The organism is Demequina zhanjiangensis, from assembly GCF_030418315.1.
GTDB lineage: Bacteria > Actinomycetota > Actinomycetes > Actinomycetales > Demequinaceae > Demequina > Demequina zhanjiangensis.
The window spans coordinates 67747-87969 of sequence record NZ_JAUHPV010000006.1 but is presented as its reverse complement, the minus strand read 5'-3'; the positions used below and the strand labels follow the sequence as shown (position 1 = coordinate 87969).

At 69.5% G+C, this 20223-nt stretch carries 18 protein-coding genes; 6 read left to right on the top strand and 12 right to left on the bottom strand.

What is annotated here, in order from left to right:
- Positions 1-22: 22 nt before the first annotated feature.
- The 3 genes from glpK to QQX04_RS10575 form a co-directional block, all read right to left on the bottom strand.
- Positions 23-1534, bottom strand: coding sequence for a glycerol kinase GlpK (gene glpK, locus QQX04_RS10585; RefSeq protein WP_301129296.1), 1512 nt, complete (start codon positions 1532-1534; stop codon positions 23-25).
- 108 nt (positions 1535-1642) lie between these two features.
- Entirely contained in the window at positions 1643-3379 is a 1737-nt protein-coding gene (locus QQX04_RS10580; RefSeq protein WP_301128981.1) for a glycerol-3-phosphate dehydrogenase/oxidase, read from the bottom strand.
- Between the two features lie 99 nt (positions 3380-3478).
- Positions 3479-3787, bottom strand: a complete 309-nt coding sequence (locus tag QQX04_RS10575) for a hypothetical protein (RefSeq protein WP_301128979.1) — start codon at positions 3785-3787, stop codon at positions 3479-3481.
- 292 nt (positions 3788-4079) lie between these two features.
- Here QQX04_RS10575 and QQX04_RS10570 point away from each other — a divergent pair, with 292 nt between their 5' ends.
- The gene (locus tag QQX04_RS10570) at positions 4080-4256 is read left to right on the top strand and encodes a DUF8730 family Cys-rich protein (protein ID WP_301128978.1); all 177 of its coding nucleotides are present in this window, start codon (positions 4080-4082) and stop codon (positions 4254-4256) included.
- Positions 4257-4385: 129 nt separating this feature from the next.
- Here QQX04_RS10570 and QQX04_RS10565 read toward each other — a convergent pair whose 3' ends face one another.
- Complete coding sequence (locus tag QQX04_RS10565; protein WP_301128976.1) at positions 4386-5513, bottom strand: LacI family DNA-binding transcriptional regulator; 1128 nt, start codon at positions 5511-5513, stop codon at positions 4386-4388.
- Positions 5514-5576: 63 nt separating this feature from the next.
- Here QQX04_RS10565 and QQX04_RS10560 point away from each other — a divergent pair, with 63 nt between their 5' ends.
- Positions 5577-6848, top strand: a complete 1272-nt coding sequence (locus QQX04_RS10560) for an arginine deiminase (protein WP_301128974.1) — start codon at positions 5577-5579, stop codon at positions 6846-6848.
- A gap of 105 nt (positions 6849-6953) precedes the next feature.
- Entirely contained in the window at positions 6954-8693 is a 1740-nt protein-coding gene (locus tag QQX04_RS10555; RefSeq protein ID WP_301128972.1) for an alpha/beta hydrolase, read from the top strand.
- A gap of 28 nt (positions 8694-8721) precedes the next feature.
- On the opposite strand, the gene QQX04_RS10550 is transcribed toward QQX04_RS10555, so the two are convergent.
- On the bottom strand, positions 8722-9333 hold the full coding sequence (locus tag QQX04_RS10550; protein WP_301128970.1) for a TetR/AcrR family transcriptional regulator: 612 nt from the start codon (positions 9331-9333) through the stop codon (positions 8722-8724).
- Positions 9334-9403: 70 nt separating this feature from the next.
- Between QQX04_RS10550 and QQX04_RS10545 the strand changes: the two genes are divergently transcribed.
- Together QQX04_RS10545 and QQX04_RS10540 are read left to right on the top strand one after the other, a co-directional pair.
- Positions 9404-10660 (top strand): alpha-amylase family protein, encoded by a 1257-nt coding sequence (locus QQX04_RS10545; RefSeq protein ID WP_301128969.1) that lies wholly within the window; start codon positions 9404-9406, stop codon positions 10658-10660.
- Positions 10661-10745: 85 nt separating this feature from the next.
- Entirely contained in the window at positions 10746-12386 is a 1641-nt protein-coding gene (locus tag QQX04_RS10540) for a cation:proton antiporter domain-containing protein (protein ID WP_301128967.1), read from the top strand.
- Here QQX04_RS10540 and QQX04_RS10535 read toward each other — a convergent pair.
- The 6 genes from QQX04_RS10535 to QQX04_RS10510 all read right to left on the bottom strand — a co-directional run bounded on the left by QQX04_RS10535 (position 12383) and on the right by QQX04_RS10510 (position 18880).
- A complete protein-coding gene (locus QQX04_RS10535) occupies positions 12383-13402 on the bottom strand; it encodes a class I mannose-6-phosphate isomerase (protein WP_301128965.1) in 1020 nt (339 codons plus the stop codon). The genes QQX04_RS10540 and QQX04_RS10535 overlap by 4 nt on opposite strands.
- Positions 13399-14727: an ADP-dependent glucokinase/phosphofructokinase gene (locus tag QQX04_RS10530; RefSeq protein WP_301128963.1), complete on the bottom strand. Its 1329-nt coding sequence runs from the start codon at positions 14725-14727 to the stop codon at positions 13399-13401. Before QQX04_RS10530 ends, QQX04_RS10535 begins: the two co-directional genes overlap by 4 nt.
- Before the next feature lie 20 nt (positions 14728-14747).
- Positions 14748-15608 carry a ketose-bisphosphate aldolase gene (locus QQX04_RS10525; protein WP_301128961.1) on the bottom strand — a complete coding sequence of 287 codons (861 nt, stop codon included), beginning with the start codon at positions 15606-15608 and terminating at the stop codon, positions 14748-14750.
- A gap of 43 nt (positions 15609-15651) precedes the next feature.
- A complete protein-coding gene (locus tag QQX04_RS10520) occupies positions 15652-16545 on the bottom strand; it encodes a carbohydrate ABC transporter permease (protein ID WP_301128959.1) in 894 nt (297 codons plus the stop codon).
- A gap of 1 nt (position 16546) precedes the next feature.
- A complete protein-coding gene (locus QQX04_RS10515; RefSeq protein ID WP_301128957.1) occupies positions 16547-17497 on the bottom strand; it encodes a carbohydrate ABC transporter permease in 951 nt (316 codons plus the stop codon).
- Positions 17498-17581: 84 nt separating this feature from the next.
- A complete protein-coding gene (locus QQX04_RS10510) occupies positions 17582-18880 on the bottom strand; it encodes an ABC transporter substrate-binding protein (protein WP_301128955.1) in 1299 nt (432 codons plus the stop codon).
- Positions 18881-19084: 204 nt separating this feature from the next.
- On the opposite strand from QQX04_RS10510, the gene QQX04_RS10505 reads away from it, so the two are divergent.
- The gene (locus tag QQX04_RS10505) at positions 19085-19909 is read left to right on the top strand and encodes a DeoR/GlpR family DNA-binding transcription regulator (RefSeq protein ID WP_301128954.1); all 825 of its coding nucleotides are present in this window, start codon (positions 19085-19087) and stop codon (positions 19907-19909) included.
- 169 nt (positions 19910-20078) lie between these two features.
- On the opposite strand, the gene QQX04_RS10500 is transcribed toward QQX04_RS10505, so the two are convergent.
- Entirely contained in the window at positions 20079-20222 is a 144-nt protein-coding gene (locus QQX04_RS10500) for a hypothetical protein (RefSeq protein ID WP_301128952.1), read from the bottom strand.
- Position 20223 lies beyond the last annotated feature (1 nt).

The window sequence follows — 20223 nt, the reverse complement described above, 5'->3', positions numbered from 1 at the left end:
CGTCTGACCGCGGGGCCGACGCTCAATCGGCGTCGTCCACCCAGCCGAGCGCGCGCTCGACGGCCTTGCGCCATTGCCGGTGCAGCCGGTTGGCCTCGGTCCGCGACATCTCCGGTTCCCAGCGGGCGTCCTCCTGCCAGTTGGCGCGCAGCTCGTCGAGCGACTTCCAGTAGCCGACGGCGAGGCCGGCCGCGTACGCAGCGCCCAGGGCCGTCGTCTCGGAGACGACCGGACGCACCACGTCGATGCCCAGCACGTCGGACTGGAACTGCATGAGCAGCTCGTTGACAGTCATGCCGCCGTCCACCGCGAGCGTGTGGACGTGCGCCCCCATGTCCGCCTCGACCGCCTCGAGGACGTCGCGCGTCTGATACGCGGTCGCCTCCAGGACGGCCCGCGCCAGGTGGCCGCGGGTCACGTAGCTGGTGAGCCCCACGATCACGCCGCGCGCGTCGGGCCGCCAGTACGGCGCGAACAGCCCGGCGAACGCGGGGACGATGTAGGCGCCGCCGTTGTCAGGGACGGAGAGCGCGTGCTCCTCGATCTCCTTCGCGGAGCCGATCATGCCCAGGTTGTCGCGCACCCACTGCACGAGCGCGCCCGTCACCGCGACCGACCCCTCGAGCGCATACCTGGGCGGATCCTCGCCCAGCTGGTACGCGACCGTCGTCAACAGACCATGCTCGGAGAGCACCCGCTCGGTGCCGGTGCCGACCAGGATGAAGTTGCCGGTCCCGTACGTGCTCTTGGACTCGCCCTCCTCGAAGGCCGCCTGCCCGAACGTCGCCGCCTGCTGGTCGCCGAGGATGCCGGCGATCGGCACCTCCCGCAGCAGCGAATGACCTCCCACGTACCCGTAGATCTCGGATGACGACCTGATCTCGGGCAGCATCGTGCGCGGGATCCCCAGCTCGTCGACGATCTCGTCCGACCAGTCGAGCGTCTCCAGATCCATGAGGAGGGTGCGGGACGCGTTGGTCACGTCGGTGAGGTGGAGCCCTCCGTGGACGCCGCCCGTGAGGTTCCACACGAGCCACGAGTCGACGGTGCCGAACAGCAGGTGCCCCGCGTCGGCCTTGTCGCGCGCACCGGGCACGTTGTCCAGGATCCACAGCAGCTTGGTCGCGGAGAAGTACGTGGCGAGCGGCAGCCCGGTCACCTCGCGATACCGGCCGACGCCGCCCTCCTCCGCGAGACGGTCCACCAGGGGCTGGGTACGCGTGTCATGCCACACGATCGCCGGACAGATCGGCTCGCCCGTGCGCTTGTCCCAGACGACGGTCGTCTCACGTTGGTTCGTGATGCCGACGGCGACGAGCTCCTGACGCGTGATGTCGGCCTTGGCCAGCGCCTCGGCGACCACTCGCCGAGTGTTCGCCCAGATCTCGAGCGGATCGTGCTCGACCCAGCCAGGCCTGGGCGTGTGCTGGCGATGCTCCAGCTGACCGGTGGAGACGATCGTGCCCGCGTGGTCGAAGACGATGGCGCGCGTGGACGTGGTGCCCTGGTCGATCGCGATCACGTACCGATCCATCCGAGCCCCCGTTGCCGCGTCGTCGTGCGTGGACGGCGAGCTCATGCGACCGCCGTCGACCGTGGATTCAGACTAGCGACCAGGGACGATGCGCGCGCGCCCACCGGCTCACCGCCCCCGGGAGGTGTCGACCTTGCGGCTCAGGTCCACGCCGTGCGCGTCGGCCATGAGGGCGACCGTCGAGTCGACCTCCTCGCGTCGCCGCCTGGCGCTCCACCCGAGCGCGTCCCCGACCACGTCGGCGAGCTCGCGCAGGACGGCGATGCTGAGCCTGCCCTCGAAGGCGAGAGTGGTGCGCCGCAGCACCAGGTCCTCGAGCCTGACCACATGCTCCCGGGTAGCGAGCCATGAGATCTCACCGATGGAGTAGTCGGGCAGCGTCGTCAGACGGGCGAACTGCGTGATGTCGCACGTCTCCGCAACCACTGTGCCCGCGGCCCGCGTGCCGTAGCGCGCAAGCAGCGCCTCACCTCGTCCAGGGCTCACCCCTGCGAGGTACGTGGCGATCCAGTCAGCCTGGTCGTCGAGCTGCGGGAGCCCGCGAGCGCCGCCCACCTTGAGGTCGACGGTCGTGGCGGTGCGCTCCATGCCGAGCCTGTCGAGCACGTCGTCGGCGACCCGCTCGCCGAGCGCGCGGTGCGTGGTCCACTTGCCGCCCACCACGGACAGCACGGGCACGTCCTCCGCACCGGGAAGCGCCCGCTCCTCGAGGCGGTAGTCGCGGCTGATACGACCGGGCTCGGTCGCGTCGGCCGCGGGAAGGGGCCGGATGCCGGCGTACCGGAAGACGATCTGGTCCTTGGTGACGGGGACGTCGGGGAAGACGCGCGCGGCGAGCTCGAGGAAGTAGTCGACCTCCTCCTCGGTGCAGCGCGCGGGCTCGCGCGGGTCGGCGGGGATGTCGGTGGTGCCGAGGATCACCTTGCCGTGCATGGGGTAGACGAGGACGATGCGGCCGTCGGAGTTCTCGAAGAAGATCTCCCTGCCGCGGCACGCGTGCAGGAGGTCGGGGCTGTCGACCACGATGTGGGAGCCCTTGGTGCCGCCCATGTACGCGGTCTCTCCGCCCAGCACGCCGTTCGCGAGGTCGGTCCACGGGCCGCACGCGTTGACGACGACCTTGGCCCCCGTGCGGAGCTCCGCACCCGAGATCTCGTCACGCAGCACGACCTGGCCGTCCTCATGACCGACCGCTGAGACGTAGGTGGCGACCCTCGCGCGCCCGGTCTCGACAGCGTCGTCCGCAAGCTCGAGCGCGTACCGCTCGGGGCGCGACACCATCGCGTCGAAGTAGGTGGCGGTCGCGATCGTCTCAGGATGCAGGTCGGGCAGCTCCTGGAACGTGCGGCGCGGCCCGACGAAGCGATGCCTGGGCACCGACGTGCCGTCCGCCCCGCGCCCTGCGTGCGAGTACGCGTCGTAGAGCCACAGACCCGCCTTCACCAGCAGTGCCCCGCGCGCCTTGGGCGGCCCCACCTCCCGGCCGGTGAGGAAGCGAAGCGGCGCCTGAGCGATGCCCGTGAAGACCGTGCGCAGCGGGATGGTCGTGGGAAGCGGCCGCACATGGTGAGGGGCGTTCGCGAGCAGGCGGTTGCGCTCCTCCACTCCCTCGCGGACGAGTCGGAACTCGCCGTTCTCCAGGTACCGCAGCCCGCCGTGGACCATGCGGGAGCTCGCGGCCGACGTGGCCGACGCGATGTCTCCCCGGTCCACGAGCGTCACGTCGACGCCGTTCAGCGCGAGGTCGCGCGCGATCGCCGTCCCGTTGATGCCGCCACCGATGACGAGCACGTCGGTCGACGGGCGATCTCGCAGCGCTGCAACCTCGGGACGGGTCCTGGACATGCGTCGACGATTCGGGGCCATGCGGACATGGTGCGCAGAGGCGGGGCCGATGCGCAATGGTTCGCGGCCACCGAGTGCCGGGCGTGGACCTTCTGCCTCTCAGGCCCGCCGCATGAGGAAGGCTCCAAGCAGCAGCACCGCGACGGCGGCCGCGGACCCGATCAGGAGCTCGTCGAGGTAGCCGTCGGCCGCGAAGGGATCTGTCTCCTCGACCGCGGTGCTGGTATCGGCGTCGCGCTCATCCTCGACCGCGCCCCCGAGGGTCGCGGCGCTGGCGGGGCTGGGACCGACGACGTCCTTGGAGGGTTCGTGGGCGAGCGCCGCGACCGGCGCGATCGCGATCGCACCTGTGACGAGCATGGTGGCGAAGGCACGTGCGGCGCGTGCGCGCACAAGCGTCTCCGTCATCGCCGTCACTCCCCAGCCCTCATCTGGGGCCGACGCTGCCGTCGGCCTCCCCCCGGATGGCGCGCTCCTGCAGGAGGCACCTAGTGCAGGCTAGCCGGTGGGGCGCGGCGATTCCAGGGTTTCGGAGGATTTCGTCCGGTCATGGGAGATGAGCAGTCGTCGGACATGTCACACAGCTCACATGCGCACACGGGCGCGACGTACGCTCGGAAGGAATCTGTCCACAGTTGCGAACGTATACCCCCTAGGGTATATTCGACACGTCAAGACCACCGACGAAAGGAACGCACACATGTGCTCTCCCGCCACCTGCCCGCGCTGCGGCAAGACCACCTGGACCGGCTGCGGCAACCACATCGAGCAGGCGCTCGCAGGCGTCCCCACCGCGCAGCGTTGCTCGTGCGACTCCGCGGCCGCCGGCAATGGCGCCTCGGCGAACGGCATCTTCGGCCGCATGTTCGGCCGCTGATCCCTCAGACTTCAGCACCACTCACGCGACGGGTCGGCTCCACAGGGGCCGGCCCGTCGTCGCGTGTACGGCAATTCACCTTTCAAACGCACGCGCACCAGGCCTCTCACATGCCCGCGAGGGTCGCGACTACTCCCGCGTCGCGACGGTGGTCCCCCACCTGAGCGGCAGCTCGAGCTCCTCGGGCTCGCCCAGCGGACTGGGAGTGCCACCCTCCCTGCGCACCGCCTCCGCCGCCAGCATCGCGAGCAGGCGCCGCGCCACGATCCGTCCCTTCTGGACGCCGTCCTGCGTGACCGAGCAGATCTCGTCACCGTCAAGACCTGCGATCGAGACCGCGTCGAAGCCCGTGACCGAGAGGTCCTCCGGCACACGCAGGCCGCGCCGTCGCGCATGGTCGATGACGCCGGCCGCATGCACATCCGCGACCGTGAGGATGCACGTGGGCGGCTCCTCCAGGCCCAGCAGCGCCTCCGCGGCCGCCGCACCGCTCGCACGGTTCACCGAACCGCAGCGGAACACCCCCACGGGCTCCACGCCCGCCCTCACGAAGCCGTCAAGGCGCCGCTTCACATTGTTGGGCGCGCTCGCGTACAGCTCCTCGAAGGTGGTCAGCCCGTCCGGCCGCTCCTCCACCGCGAACGTGTAGGCGGCGATTCCGATCCGCTCATGACCGGCAGCGATCACCCGGCGCGCGAGCTCCTCGGTCGCCTTCGCGTCGTCCATGTAGACGGCGGTCTCCTCGTTCATGTACCCGTCGAGAGCGATCCACGGAACCTTGCGCGACGCGAGGTAGGGGTCGGTCTCCTCGAAGCCGACCATGCGCCGCACCGAGACCACGCCGTCGTACAGCACCGTGTGCGCGAGCACGCGGGACGACTCGTCGGTGATCGGCGGGATGAGCACGGTGCCGTAGCCGGCCTCAGCGAACTCGCGCTGCAGACCGTCCAGGATCGCGAGCGACAGCGGGTCCGTGTCCGGGTCCTCGAGCAGCGCGTGCGTGACCACCGCGATCAGGTGAGTGCGGCCCGACGCGAGCGCGCGCCCCAGCGGAGACGGGCCGGTGTAGCCCATCGCTGCGGCCGCATGCCGCACCCGCTCCGCGGTCTCGGGCGCGACCACCCTCTTACCAGTGAACACGTGCGACGCCGTCGACTTGGCGACGCCGGCCGCCTTCGCCACCGCCGCCAATGTCACATGTCGGTTCTCCGCCATGGCCTCCTCGCCTTCCCCCTTGCGCTCCAGGGAAGGCGCCATGCGTTCCCTCGACAGGCCTCAGCCTAGGCCCCGGTGCTAGCGTCAGGCTCAGAGGGAGGCCCCGTGTCCGACACTGCCTTGACACAGAACGACCTGGTGACGCCCCTCGGAGTGCACTCCGAGGTGGGCATCCTCAACAGCGTGCTGACCTGCGCGCCCGGTCTCGCCCACCATCGCCTGACACCCACCAACTCGGCCGACCTGCTGTTCGACGACGTGATGTGGGTGGACAACGCGATCCGCGACCATGCCGAGTTCGTCGAGCTGATGCGCTCGCGGGATATCGAGGTGCTCGATCTCGTGACCCTGCTCGGCGAGACCATGGCCGATCCGTCGGCGCGCGCATGGCTCCTGGATCGCAAGCTCACTCGGGACGACCTGGGCGTCGGCATCGAGTCCGATGTGCGGGCGTTCCTGGACGAGCTCGACCCGCTGACGCTCGCCCAGCACCTCATCGGCGGCCTCGCCGTCGCTGACCTGCCGCGCGACCTCACTCCCCCGGCCGTGCAGCTGGTGCGCGAGGAGTCGGGCATGCGCGACTACCTGGTGCCGCCCCTGCCGAACACGCTCTACACGCGGGACACGACCAGCTGGATCTATGAGGGCGTCACCCTCAACCCGCTCTACTACCCGGCGCGCCATGCGGAGACGCTCATCATGAAGGCGGTGTACGAGCGGCACCCGCGCTTCGCCGGCCAGGTGAACGTGTGGTGGGGCGACCCGGAGATCGACCACGGCCTCGCCTCGCTCGAAGGCGGCGACGTGATGCCGATCGGCAACGGCGTCGTCCTGGTCGGCATGTCCGAACGGTCCAGCCGTCAGGCGATCACCCAGGTCGCCTACGAGCTCTTCGCGGCCGACGCGGCGGACCGGGTGATCGTCGCGAAGATGCCTCGTATGAGGTCGGCGATGCATCTGGACACCATCTTCACGTTCGCCGATCGGGACGTCGCGACGCTCTTCCCCGACGTGGTGGACGACATCGAGACGTTCTCCCTCTACCCCGCCGACCCGCCGATGGCGCTCGACGTGGTGCGCGAGGACAAGCCTTTCGTGGAGGTGGTCGCGCAGGCGCTCGGACTCGGCGGGCTCAACCTGATCGAGACGGGCGGCGACCGCTACGCGGCTGAGCGTCAGCAGTGGGACTCCGGCAACAACCTCATCGCGCTCGAGCCGGGCGTGGTGGTGGCATACGACCGCAACACCCACACGAACGACCTGCTGCGCGCGGCAGGCATCGAGGTGCTTGAGATCGTCGGCGCCGAGCTGGGTCGCGGGCGTGGCGGCGGCCACTGCATGACGTGCCCGCTCAGCCGGGACGCCCTCCCCTTCTGACACGCCCTCGTCTGACACGCTCCGGCTGAACCCTGGGCCGACCACGCGGTCGTCTCGAAAGCGAAGGCGCCCGGGATAGAGTCGAGCCCGAAGGGGGTGAGACCCGTGACGACCACCGTGGACCCGCCTCCCGCGGCGACCGACGCGCCGCAGCACCGGCGCGTGCTGCGCACCCGCCCTCCCCGGATTCTCGAGCCGAGCTTCTCCGGCGTGGGCCTGGTGGTGGGCGCCTTCTTCATCAGCATCTCGCTCCTGCCCTCCCTCCTGCCGCGTCTGCCTGCGGTGCAGGGCGTCGCCTCCGCGATCTCGTTCCTCATCGGCTACGCCCTGGGAGCCTCCGCGCATGCGGTCTGGAACTACCTGGAGATCCCCAACCTGCGCCGGCGCGCCGCGTTGGTCGTGGGAGGCGTCCTCATGCTCGTGGTCGCGGTTCTCACCGGGCTGGCGATCTGGCAGTGGGTCGGCTGGCAGAACGAGATCCGCGACCTGTACGGCATGTCGGATCTGAACCCCACGGCCTGGCCCCTCGTGGTCGGCATCGGGCTGCTGACCGCGGCGGTCCTGCTGATCATCGCCCGGGCGATCCGCCTGCTGTTCAGGGCTGCGTTCCATCTGCTGGACCGCTGGTTGCCTCATCGCCTCGCGATCACGCTCGGCACCGCGGTCACCGGAACGGTCCTCTACCTGGCGATCTCGGGCCTGCTCGTGCAGGGTTTCTTCGCCGCGTCGAACGCAGGCTTCTCGCTCGTGGACAGCCAGGACAAGCCGGGCGTGGAGCAGACGACGTCCGAGCTGCGCTCGGGCGGCCCCGGCTCGGCTGTCGCGTGGGAGGACCTGGGACGCCAGGGCCGCTCGTTCATCTCGAGCGGACCCACCGCGTCGGACCTCGACGACTACTGGGGGTCGGGCTCCATGGAGCCGATCCGCGCCTACGTGGGCCTCAGGTCCGCCGACTCGCTCGACGACCGCGCGAACCTGCTGCTGGAGGAGCTGATCCGCACCGGCGCATTCGACAGGAAGGCGATCGTGCTGGGGACCGTCACGGGCACCGGCTACCTGGACCCGCGCGCGGTGGACACGCTCGACTACCTGTTCAAGGGCGACGTCGCGATCGCGGGCGTCCAGTACTCGTACCTGCCCAGCTGGATCTCGATCCTCGCGGACCAGGAGATCACGCGCGATACGTCGCAGACCGTGTTCAGGACCGTCTACGACTTCTGGGCGACCCTGCCGGAGGACGACCGGCCGGACATCTACCTCTACGGGCTGTCGCTCGGCTCGTACGGCGTGGAGGCGGTGCTCGGGTCCGTGGACATCCTCAACGAGGAGGTCGCGGGCGCCCTCATGAGTGGACCGACGTTCGTCAACCCGCTGCATTCCGAGCTGGTGGCGGCACGCAACGAGGGTTCGACGGTCTGGCAGCCCGTCGTGGGCGATGGGCGGACCGTGCGCTTCATGTCCCAGCCCGACGCGCTGAGCCTGCCGACGGGCGAGTGGGGCGAGACCCGCGTGGTCTACCTCCAGCACGGGTCGGACCCGGTGGGGATGTTCTCGCCGACGCTCGCCTGGAGTCAGCCGGCCTGGCTCGAGGGGGATGCCCGCGCGCCCGACGTGTCCCCGCGCATGGACTGGTTCCCGCTCGTCACGATGTGGCAGGTGCTGCTGGACATGCCGGGCTCAGGAAGCGTGCCCGACGGATACGGCCACATGTACTCGCATACCGAGAACCTCAGGGCGTGGGTGGGCATCACCCAGCCCGAGGGCTGGACCGAGGCGGACACCGACGCGCTTGCGGAGTTCCTCGAGGCGCGCGCGCTCGACCAGCGTCAGCTGCTCGGCGACTGACGCGGGCACCCGCCCGACCGTCACGCCGTCAGGCCGCCCAGTCCCCCAGGGCGCCCTCGAGCGCGCCGAGCGCGGAGTCGAGGAGCGACCACCGCTCGTCCTCGGGGTACCCCTTCTCCACCCACCGCAGGCAGGCGGCGTCCAGGAATCCGAAGTAGCCCCACAGCGCGTAGTCGTGGCGGGCGTGCGCGCTGGGTGCGAGCAGGTCGGAGAGATGGGCGACGTCGGCGGTACGGGCGTCGATGCGGAGCGCGACGGCCGCGGCCGGCTCGAGGCCCGGCTGGCGCAAGGGCATGGCCCAGGCGTCGGGGTGGTCGGCGATGTGGTCGAGGTAGACGAGGGTGGTGGCGCGCAGCCGGTCGCGCGCGGGGACTCCGTCCGGCAGCGCCTGGAGCGCCGCACGCTGGCGCTGCGCGAGGTCCTCGAGCGCGAGCCGCACGACGGCGGCATAGAGCTCCTCCTTGCTCGGGAAGTACCGGTAGAGGAGCGGGGTCGACGCGCCGGCGGCCTGGGCGATGGAGGCGAGGGTGACCTGGTCGTAGGGGCGGGCGGCGAAGGCCTGAGCCGCGGCGTCGAGGAGCGCGGCGCGGCGCGAGTCGGGGTCGAGCCGGGTGCGAGGTCTACGGTCGCTACGTGCCATGTTGCCCATCCTAGCGTTACTGAACTACAGTCACTAGCAGTTACTGATCCCTATTCACTAGGAGGTGGCCGTGGACTGGCCCATGCACTCGATCTGGTGGCATGTCTACCCCCTCGGCTTCTGCGGAGCCCCCATCCGCGAGGACGACCGCGCACCCGCGCACCGCCTGCGGGACCTCACCGCGCAGCTCGACCACGCCCTCGAGCTCGGCGCGAACGGCCTGCTGCTCGGTCCGATCTTCGAGTCGGAGACGCATGGCTACGACACCCTGGACCCCTTCACGATCGACCCTCGACTGGGCGACGACGAGGACTTCGACGAGCTCGTGGCCGCGTGCCGCGCGCGCGGGATCCGGGTGGTGCTCGACGGCGTCTTCAGCCACGTCGCAGCCTCGCACCCTGCCGTGGCGCGCGCGCTCGCCGACGGCCCCGACAGCGACGCAGCCGCCCTCATCGACATCGACTGGGACTCCCCCGCCGGGCCCGCGCCGCGCGTCTTCGAAGGCCACGATTCGCTCGCGCGCCTGCGCCACTCCTCCGACGAGGCCGCCGAGTGGGCGACGTCGGTCATGACCCACTGGCTGGACCGCGGCATCGATGGCTGGCGGCTCGACGCCGCCTACTCGGTCCCCGCCGACTTCTGGGAGCGCACGCTCGCCTCCGTCAGGCGCACGCACCCCGATGCCTGGTTCCTCGGCGAGGTGATCCACGGCGACTATGCCGACTTCGTCGGGCGCTCCACCGTCGACACGGTGACCCAGTACGAGCTGTGGAAGGCGATCTGGTCCAGCCTCCACGACCGCAACATGTTCGAGCTCGACTGGACGCTCCAGCGCCACACCGCCTTCCTCGAGGCCTTCACCCCGCAGACCTTCGTCGGCAACCACGACGTCACGCGGATCACCACCACGCTGGGCCCGGACGGGGCCGTCACCGCGCTGGCGATCCTGCTGACCGTCGGCGGCATCCCGTCGCTCTACTACGGGGACGAGGTCGGGCTCACCGGCGTCAAGGAGGACAGGCTCGGCGGGGACGACGCGGTTCGGCCCCGCTGGCCGGACGCCCCTCGGGAGGCGGAGCCGTGGAGCGCCGACGTGCTGCGCGCTCACCAGGACCTGATCGGCCTGCGCCGCCGTCACCCCTGGCTCACCACCGCCACCACCTCGGCGACCGCGCTCGAGAACACCCGCTACACGTACCGCGCGACAGCCGCGGACGCGAGCGCCTCGCTTGACGTCGAGGTGGACCTGTCCGAGACCCCGCGCGTCACTGTCCGCGATGAGGCCGGCACGGTTCTGTGGCGGCAGGATCCCGTGCGCGGCGCCTGAGCCGCTCACGGCGGAGAGCGCGACCACCGGAAAGGATGCCACCTTGTTCATGAGGCGTTCATATCCCCCCAGGTAGAATCACGGGATGCTGCATCACGCCCCGCTCCTGCTGACCATCGCCGCGGGGCTGGTCGCCGCCTTCATGCTGGGGTTCGTCGCACAGAAGGCGAAGCTGTCACCGATCGTCGGGTACCTCGCAGCAGGCCTTCTGATCGGCCCGTACACGCCAGGCTTCGTGGGCGACGCGGAGATCGCGACGCAGCTGTCCGAGATCGGCGTGATCCTGCTGATGTTCGGCGTCGGCCTCCACTTCTCGCTCAAGGACCTGCTCAGCGTCAAGAAGGTCGCGATCCCCGGTGCCGTGGTGCAGATGACCCTCGCCACCGTCCTCGGCACGCTGCTCGGGCATTGGCTCGGGTGGGGCTGGGGGCCCAGCCTGCTGTTCGGGCTTGCGCTCTCGGTCGCGTCGACGGTCGTCATGCTGCGCGCGCTCGAGGACCGGGGACTGCTCGACACCCGCGCGGGTCACATCGCGATCGGCTGGCTGATCGTCGAGGACCTCGCGATGGTCGCAGCCCTCGTGATCATCCCCGTGGTCGGGCAGGGTGCGGCGTCCCCTGCCGAGCTCGCCGGCGAGGTGGGCCTCGCGGCGGTGAAGGTCGCGGCGTTCGTCGCCGTGATGGTGCTGTTCGGGCGACGCGCGATCCCGTGGATCCTCGCGCGCACCGCGGACACCGGTTCGCGCGAGCTCTTCACGCTGGGAGTGCTCGCGCTGAGCCTCGGCGTCGCCGTGGGAGCCGCCGCGCTGTTCGACGTGTCCTTCGCGCTCGGCGCGTTCTTCGCCGGCACGATCCTCAAGGAGTCCGACCTCGCGCACCGCGCCGCCGAGGACTCGCAACCGCTGCGCGACACCTTCGCAGTCCTGTTCTTCGTCTCCGTCGGCATGCTCGTGGACCCCGCCATCGTGGTCGAGCGCCCGTACGCGCTGATCGCGACCGTGCTGGCCATCGTCGTGGGCAAGAGCATCGGCGCCTACGCGCTCGTCCGGCTGCTCAAGTACTCCAAGTCCATGAGCCTCGTGATCGCCGCCTCGCTCGCGCAGATCGGTGAGTTCTCCTTCATCCTGGTCACGCTCGGCGGGCAGTACGACATCCTCCCCGACGATGCGCAGGACCTGGTCCTCGCGGGCGCGATCCTGTCGATCGTCATCAATCCCGCGCTGTTCGCGTGGGCCTCCCGCTCCTACGTCGCCAAGGTGACGGACGACGCCACCTCAGGAGAGACGGGACCCATCGCCTACGTGGGCGAGGGTCATGCGATCGTCGTCACCTACGGACGCGTCGGCCGACGCATGGCCGCGGGCCTGTGGGCGCGCGACATGGCCTGCGTGGTCATCTCCGATGACGAGGACCACGTGAACGAGATCCGCTCCGAGGGTCACGACGCGATCCTGGGCAACGCGGTGCGCTCCAAGGTGCTGCGCGCCGCGGGCGTGGAGAAGGCGCACACCGCGCTGATCGGCATCCCCGACCCGATCCAGGCGGGCGCCGTGGTCGCGAAGATCAGGCGCCTCTCTCCCGGCACGACGATCGTCGCGCGCGGGCACCACCAGGTGGACGTCGACTACCTCACCGAGATGGGCGCGGACCGGGTCTACGTGGGCGTGCACGAGATCGCCGACCTCATGGTCGCCGCCGCGGTCGAGCCCGAGGAGCCCAGCGCCTAGGAGGCAGGCGGGCGGCAGCGGATCGCCTCGAACCCCGGCTGCGCCTTCACATCCCAGACGCCGCACGCGTGCGCGGTGAGGATGGTGCTGCCGCGGGCGATCCGGAGGGATCGGCCCGTCTCCGAGGTCATCGTCGCCTCACCAGAGGTGCACACGACCACGGAGTAGCCCGCGTCCCACGTCGCACTCCCCCGCGTCCGCTCGGCACGGAAGAACGACGCCGCAGCGGGCAGCAGCTCCCCCGTCGTGGCAGCGGTCGCCGACCGTAGCGCCTCGACCTGGGAAGCCGTCATGCCGTGGCGCTCCACGGCCGCGAGCGCCGTGTCGAAGCCGAGGCCCAAGTGCCCGTCGGTGGCGCCGTCGATCGCGAAGTCGCGCCACTCCATGAGGATCGACAGATCGGTCGGCTCCTGGAGCTCGACGAGCAGCGCGCCCTCACCGATGGCGTGCGGGGTGCCCGCGGGGACGAGCACCGCGTCGCCCGCCCGCGCGCGGAGCGTGTGCATGGCCCCCAGCATGGCGTCGACGTCCTGATGCTCGACCCACCGGGCGAGCTCGTCGGCGGCGATGTCGCGGGAGAAGCCGAGGGCGACGTCGGCCGGCTCGAGGAACAGCCACGCCTCCGTCTTCCCATGCCCGAGACCCAGGTGCTGCCGGGCGAACGGGACGTCAGGGTGGGCGTGCACCGGCAGCCGCTGCCCGGCGTCCAGAAGCTTCACGAGCAGCGCGGGATCGGCGCCGAAGGCCTGCACATGCTGCTCGCCCAACCAGCCGACCGGGTCGGCCTCGATCGCGGCCGCCAGCGTCGTCCCTCCGGGGAGAACTGTCCGCCCGAGCGACGCCTCGCCGAACAGCGTGGTCGCCGATCCGACCCAGTCCTCGGGCGTGCGGGGCTGCGCCCTGCCCACGCCGCGAAGCCGCGCGATCTGCTCGCCGCCCCGATAGAAACGTTCCGGGGGCTGATTGGCGGGAAGCGCGTACGCCGTCGCCGCCGCGACGCCCGCGCCGACGGTCACCGCGCCACCGCGGGCGCGCCGTCGTGAGGTGCGACCCTGCCCGGCGCCACGAGGGCGGCGACCACGCCGCCCACGAAGGTGTCGCCCAGCCCGATCGTCGTCGGCGTGGAGGTGTCGAGCACGCGCGTCGCCCGAGAGACCACGCGGTCCCCGAGCAGCGCCCCGATGCCCTCGGAGAAGCGCACCCCTGCCTCCTGACGCGGCAGGGCAAGCGTGCGGGCGTAGGCGTCGGCGTCGAGCGCGTCGCCCACCAGGTAGCGGGTGCCCGCGAGCGCGATGCCCCCGTCGAGCGCCTCGGCGTAGCGGGCCGCGTCGGGCCCGTAGGCGAGCGCCCACTGCGAGGTGTGCACCATCAGCGTGGGGCCCGCGATCTGCGCGGCGACCTCGGCGAGCGCGTCCGCGACCGCCGCCGGGTCCTCAAGATCGAGCTCGCGGCCCACACGGCTCTGCAGCTCGTCCTCGTTCATGCCGTACAGGTCGATGCTGTCGGCGAGGCCGTCGATCAGCACCTCGCTCAAGGCCGGCACGTGATAGCCGGCGTCCTCGAAGACCACGAGCGCGTCGTCGGGAAGGCGCGTGATCGCGTCGGCCATGGAGGCGAGACGGTCCCGCAACGCCTCCTCGGAGACCATCGCGTTGAAGCCGGAGATCAGGAAGACGTGCGCGTCGGCGAGCATGTCGCCCAGGCCGTCGTCGATCTCCATCTGCACGTTGGGCTCGTCGCACACGTAGATGAGCCGGTTCGCGCGCGGCGCGACGATCACCTCGTCCCCCACCTGCACGCGAGCGCCCTGAGGGAACTGCACGATCAGGTGGGGGTTGAGGCTGTCGCCCTCACCCGAGCAGACGTGGAGGACATCCGGCGGGAGGAGGCGCCGGAAGGTGTCGTCGATGCTCACCAGGTGGAGGGTGCTCGGGATTCCGATGCGGCTCATCGCGATCGCGGCACGGACGTTCGTGCCGCCGACCGTCACCCTGCGAGGGAACCGCGAGGAGACCTCCTCGATGGTGTCGAGAGAGGCGACTGCCCGCTCTCCCCCGACACCATCCCGGAGGAACGCGAGGATGGAGCAGATCAGCTCGCGTGTGGAGCGGATGACGTCGCCGCGGTCGAGGTCCTCGAGAGCCACAGCGTGCTCCCGTGCGAGGTCCTCGAGCGCGGTCGCGTCCCAGGAGACTTCATAGTCGAGGCAGCCGCCGAGCCCGAGCACCGCAGCCCCCGCCGCGGGCCCTGGCGCGACCTCGGGGCCGGTCTGCACGACCGGCCCCTCAGCCGCCATGGGCCCGGATGCGGCCTCTGCCCACCCGTCCATCCCCTGGATCACGTCCTCCGCCCTCCGATCCGTCAGTACAGCGAGGCCTTGCCGGCGGCGCCGAACAGGTCGATCTTGTGCGCCGCCTCGACCTTCATGGCCTCGATCGCCGGCGGCTGGATCGTGTTGGGCTCGCGGACCGACTCATCGGCCAGGACCTCGCGCATCTTGGCGTGGTACGCGACCTTGATGTCCGACGAGATGTTGATCTTGTTGACGCCGAGCGTGGCGGCCTCGCCGATCTCCGAGTCGGGGTTGTTGGAGCCGCCGTGGAGGACCAGCGGGATGTCCACGGCCTTCTTCAGCTCCTTGAGCAGGTCGAGCTTGAGCTCGGGCTTCATCCACGACGGGTAGATGCCGTGCGACGTGCCGATCGCGACCGCGAGCGAGTCGACGCCCGTCAGCTCCACGAAGCGGACCGCGTCCTCAGGCACCGTGTAGATGATGTTGTCCGCGCCGTCCTCGGCCTCGGAGTCGGTCTTGCCGATCGTGCCGAGCTCGCCCTCGACCGAGAGGCCGACGGCGTGCGCGATGTCCACGGCCGCCTTGGTGAGGGCCACGTTCTCGTCGAACGGGAGCATCGAACCGTCGAGCATCACCGAGGTGAAGCCGGACTGCACGGCCCAGACCATCTGGTCCACGGTCGCGCCGTGGTCGAAGTGGATGGCCACGGGCACGGATGCGCGGTGGGCCAGCTCCTTGATCGCGGGCATGAGCGCGTCGGTCGTGTGGCTCAGCTCGTCGGGGTGGATCGCGATGAGCAGCGGGGCGTTCTTCTCCTCGCTGATCTCGACGATGCCGCGGCACATGTTCCAGTCGGAGATGTTGAACGCGGGCACAGCGAACGAGTGCTGGTGAGCCACCTGAAGGATGGCGTCGCCGGAGGTGAGCATGGGTGGGTTCCTTTCGGGTTGGGTGGGGTTCAGGGTCCGGCGGTCACGCCTTGACGGCGCCGGCGGACATTCCGCCGATGAAGTACCGCTGGAAGAACAGGAAGAGGATCAGCACGGGGATGCAGCCGAGCACGCTCATCGCCATCATCTGGTTCCACTCGTAGGCGTGCTGGCCCATGAGCAGCTGGATGCCGATCGGCACGGTCCGCATGTCGTTGGTGCGGGTCAGCGTGAGAGCGAACAGGTACTCGTTCCACGCGATCATGAAGGTGTAGACGCCCACGGAGACCATGCCGGGCACGGAGACCGGGATGAGCACCTTCCACAGCGCTGTGAAAGGGCGTCCTCCGTCGACCTTGACGGCCTCGTCCAGCTCCTTCGGCAGAGTGTTGAAGTAGCCGGTCATCATGATGATCGCGTAGGGCAGCGTGAACACCATGTAGGTCAGGATCAGACCGGGATAGGTGTTGTAGAGCCCCAGCGCGACCACGAGGCCGAAGTACGGGATCAGCAGCGTGATCGGCGGCACGGCCTGCACCGAGATGACGACCACGTTGATGATGCGCTTGCCGGGGAACTCGAAGCGGCTGAATGCGTAGGCGGCATGCACCGCCACGAGCAGCGTCAGCAGCGTGACGGAACCGGCGATGAAGTAGCTGTTGAAGAAGAAGCGCAGCTTCTCCGGGTCCGTGAGGATGGCGGTGTACGCGTCGAACGAGAAGTTCTCCGTGATGAGCCGCGGCGGGTACTCGAAGATCTCGCCGTTGGTCTTGAACGAGCTGGAGACCATCCACACGATCGGCAGGGCGGGAAATCCCGCACCGAGCACGAGCGCGACGATCAGCGCGATTTTCTTGCGACGCTGGCGACGGACCACGTCCGTCCGCGTCGGGGCGGTGGCGGCGCTCGAGGCGCCGGCGGCGGTGACGGCGGTCATGTCAGTCCCTCGACTTCTGGTGGCGGACGTAGAAGAAGGCGAGCACCATCGACAGCACGAGCACCACGACCGCAGCCGCTGACGCGACGGAGAAGTCGTACGTGGAGAACGCGAGCTTGTAGGTGTAGGTGCTGACCATCTCTGTGCGGTCGATCGGTCCGCCGCCTGTGGTCATCCAGATCAACGCGAACTGCTGCGTGGTCCAGATGAAGTCCAGCAGCGCCATCGAGATGATGATCGGCTTGAGCTGCGGGATCGTCACGTGCAGGAACTGCTTGATGGGGCCGGCGCGGTCGATCGTCGCGGCCTCGTACAGGTCGCGGGAGATGCCCTGGAGGCCCGCCAGGAGGCTGACCATGAAGAACGGGTAGCCGGACCAGATGTTGATGAACGTCACGGCGGGGAGCGCGAGGCTCGGGTCGGACAGCCATTCGACGCTGCCCGCGCTGAATCCGAGCGTCTCCACCAGGTAGTTCACGATGCCGTTCGGGCTGAGAAGCATGCGCCACAGGACCGCGACGATCGCGATGGTGAACAGCCACGGCAGGATGTAGACGGTGCGGAAGATCGCCTTGGTCTTGTGGCCGAGGATCGGCGAGTTCAGCATCAGCGCGAACGCGATGCCGAGGACGAAGTGCGCGACGACGCTGATGCCCGCGAAGTAGATGGTGTTGCCCACCGCGTTCGCGAAGGCCGGGTCCGTGAGGACCTGCATGTAGTTCTCGAAGCCGACGAAGTTGGACTCCGGGGCGGTGATCACACGGTCCATCAGCGAGTAGCCGATGACCATGACGATCGGCGTGACCATCAGGATGATCAGCAGCACGAGCGTGGGAGACAGGAAGCCGTAGGGCGTCAGCCTGTCCCACAGGCGGCGGAGCCGCACCCGGGAGGACGGGGGTTCCTCCGGGCGGTGCTCCTCCTTCACCTCAGGGGTGAGCGTGGCAGTCATGAGGGAGTGCTCCTTGGGGTGGGGTCCGTGCCGGGCGCCGGGAGCGCCCGGCACGGACCGATGGATGAGTCCGGAAGGGGTGGGTTAGAACTCGTCCATCCAGGCGGCCTGCGCGTTCTCGAGGGCCTCGGAGACCTCGATCTCACCGGCGAGGACTCGCTGGAGCTGCTCTCCGTACTCACGCATGAGCTGCTCGGCTACCGGGAGTCCGACGAACTCGTTGGCCGGGTAGCCGGCCTGCCAGACGTCGAACGCCTCCTGGAAGATCTCGTCGTTGTTGACGAACTCCGGGACCGCGGTCGAGTTGCCGGGGAAGGCGTTGGCCGCGTCGGCGAGCTCGGCGTTGGCCGACTCGCTCATGAGGAAGTCGATGAGCTTCCAGGCCTCGGCCTTGTGCTCCGAGTTCTCGGCGACGCCGATGCCCCACGAGGCGTAGGGGGTGCCGCGCTCGCCGCTGTAGCCGTCCTCTGCGGGAACCGCGGAGATCGTGAACTCGAGGTCGGCGTTCGACTCGCGGATCGTGTTGATGTGCGCGAGCGACGAGATCATCATGGCGACGCGGCCGTTGGTGAACTCCTCGACCTTGTCCTGCTCCTTGAGCGTGGCCGCTCCCGGGGCGATGACGCCTGCGTCGTTGAGCTCCTTGATGTACTCGGTCGCCGAGGTGACCGCTTCGTTGGTCAGGTCGGGCTGGCCGTCGGCGAGCATCGAGCCGCCGGAGGCCCACACCCACGACATGACGTCGTTCTGGACTCCGTTGGGAGCCTCGAGCGAGAGCGGCAGGATCCATCCCGACACGTCGTCGGTCGTCACCGCTTCGGCGGCGTCCACGAACTCGCTGCGGGTCGACGGGACGTCGACGCCTGCGTCGGCCAGGATCGCGTCGTTCGTGAAGAGCATGTACGCGAAGTTGACCACCGGGATCTCGTACGTGGCTCCGTTCAGCTGGACCTGCGCGGCCAGCTGGGACTCGTCGTATCCGGCGTCGGTCATGAGCGCGGAGAGGTCCGCGATCGCACCCTGGTTGACGAAGTCGGAGACCCACGCGCCGTCGAGGCCCACGACGTCGGACATGGTGCCGGAGGCGGCACCCGCGACGACCTGCTCCTTGGTGGAGGCGTACGGACCGGAGAGGAGCTCGACCGTGATGCCGGGGTTCTCCTCCTCGAACTGGTCCATGAGGCCGCGGAGCATGCCGTCGGGGAGCTCGGGCTCCCACCACTGCGCGAACTCGAGGACGACGTCCTCGCCGCTGCCGCTCCCCGCGTCCGCGGAGCTGTCGGAGGTGGCGTCACCGGAGCTGCACGCTGCGGTGAGGCCAAGGATTGCCAGGCCGGCCGTGGCTGCCAGCCCCTTTCTACGAATACGAGCGCCGTTGCTCATCTGTAACTCTCCTTCGAGTCATGCCGCTTTCCCTGCGCCTGGATGCGCTCTTATGCGGCTTCCTGCACGCTAGTGCATGTTTTTTGCGACTGTCAACCCAAACTTCGGCTTTATCAAGCATGACAACGGCATCGCAACGTTTCGATTGCCCGCTGAGACCGCTCACACTGCATCTTCTTGCAGTTTCATGCTAGAAATGGGGGCGTGACACAGGTGACAACGGGGTCAACCCGCAACGACGAGCTCAAACGACGCCTTCCGGCCGGCCGCAAGGCGCGACTCGCGGCCGCCGTGGCCGAAGCGGGCCAGGTGACGGTCGCCGAGCTCGCCGAACGGTTCGAGGTGTCCGTCGACACCATCCGTCGCGACCTCGACGCGCTCGACGCCGACGGCGTGCTCATCCGCACCCACGGAGGCGCCGTCAGCCCCGACGCGCTCCCCAAGCCGGAGTCCGGCCTCGACATCCGCAAGCGCGTCCAGACCGCCGCCAAGGAGACCATCGGCCGGCTCACGGCACAGATCGTCGAGGACGGCTCCTCCGTGCTCATCAACGGCGGCACCACCACGCTCGCGGTCGCCCGCAGCCTGCGCGAGCACCACGACCTCACGATCGCCACCAACAACCTGCTGCTGTCCGGTGAGCTCAACCCGCAGAGCTACCGCAACCTCTACGTCTTCGGCGGCATGGTGCGGGAGAGCTCGCAGGCCACCGTGTGCAAGGTCGCGTTCAGCGGCTCAGGCGACCGCGAGGTCGAGGTCCACGCCGACCTCGCCCTCATCGCCGTCGGCGGCGCCACGCTCGAGGGCGGCTTCTGCACCTCCAACATCGCCGAGGCCGAGGTGATGCGCGACATGATGGACCACGCCGACAAGGTGGCCATCCTCATCGACTCCACCAAGTTCCACCGCAAGCTCTTCGCGCACTTCGCGTCGCTCGACGAGGTGGACTACGTCATCACCGAGACCGCTCCCCCGGAGGACTTCGCCGCGGCGCTCTCCGCCGCAGGGGTGCAGGTCCTGCACGCCTGACGCTTCCGGCGTCGTGGGCCCGGCCCGCACGTCGGCCCCGCCACACCGTCGGCCCCGCACAGCAGTACGAACCATCCTCAGGGCCGACACCCCGGGCGAGGCGCCGACCCCCGGGCCACACGTCGGCGTGTCCCGGTGAGAATGGTTCGTACTGTCGGAGATCCGGCGATCAGTGGTGCTTGCGCGCAAGCCTCCACATCGTCCAGTTGATGCGCATGAAGCGCGCGAACTGCAGGAACGGGTTGTGGCGGCGCTTGAGCTCGCCCGAGGTGGGCAGCGGCGCGGCCGCGATCCTCTCGTTGGTCGTGTCCATG

What these genes read in the sequence shown, in the direction of transcription:
- glpK (WP_301129296.1), bottom strand. Translation starts at nt 1,534, where the DNA reads ATGGATCGGTACGTGATCGCGATCGACCAGGGCACCACGTCCACGCGC.
- QQX04_RS10580 (WP_301128981.1), bottom strand. Translation starts at nt 3,379, where the DNA reads ATGTCCAGGACCCGTCCCGAGGTTGCAGCGCTGCGAGATCGCCCGTCG.
- QQX04_RS10575 (WP_301128979.1), bottom strand. Translation starts at nt 3,787, where the DNA reads ATGACGGAGACGCTTGTGCGCGCACGCGCCGCACGTGCCTTCGCCACC.
- QQX04_RS10570 (WP_301128978.1), top strand. Translation starts at nt 4,080, where the DNA reads ATGTGCTCTCCCGCCACCTGCCCGCGCTGCGGCAAGACCACCTGGACC.
- QQX04_RS10565 (WP_301128976.1), bottom strand. Translation starts at nt 5,513, where the DNA reads ATGGCGCCTTCCCTGGAGCGCAAGGGGGAAGGCGAGGAGGCCATGGCG.
- QQX04_RS10550 (WP_301128970.1), bottom strand. Translation starts at nt 9,333, where the DNA reads ATGGCACGTAGCGACCGTAGACCTCGCACCCGGCTCGACCCCGACTCG.
- QQX04_RS10540 (WP_301128967.1), top strand. Translation starts at nt 10,746, where the DNA reads ATGCTGCATCACGCCCCGCTCCTGCTGACCATCGCCGCGGGGCTGGTC.
- QQX04_RS10525 (WP_301128961.1), bottom strand. Translation starts at nt 15,608, where the DNA reads ATGCTCACCTCCGGCGACGCCATCCTTCAGGTGGCTCACCAGCACTCG.
- QQX04_RS10520 (WP_301128959.1), bottom strand. Translation starts at nt 16,545, where the DNA reads ATGACCGCCGTCACCGCCGCCGGCGCCTCGAGCGCCGCCACCGCCCCG.
- QQX04_RS10515 (WP_301128957.1), bottom strand. Translation starts at nt 17,497, where the DNA reads ATGACTGCCACGCTCACCCCTGAGGTGAAGGAGGAGCACCGCCCGGAG.
- QQX04_RS10510 (WP_301128955.1), bottom strand. Translation starts at nt 18,880, where the DNA reads ATGAGCAACGGCGCTCGTATTCGTAGAAAGGGGCTGGCAGCCACGGCC.
- QQX04_RS10500 (WP_301128952.1), bottom strand. Translation starts at nt 20,222, where the DNA reads ATGGACACGACCAACGAGAGGATCGCGGCCGCGCCGCTGCCCACCTCG.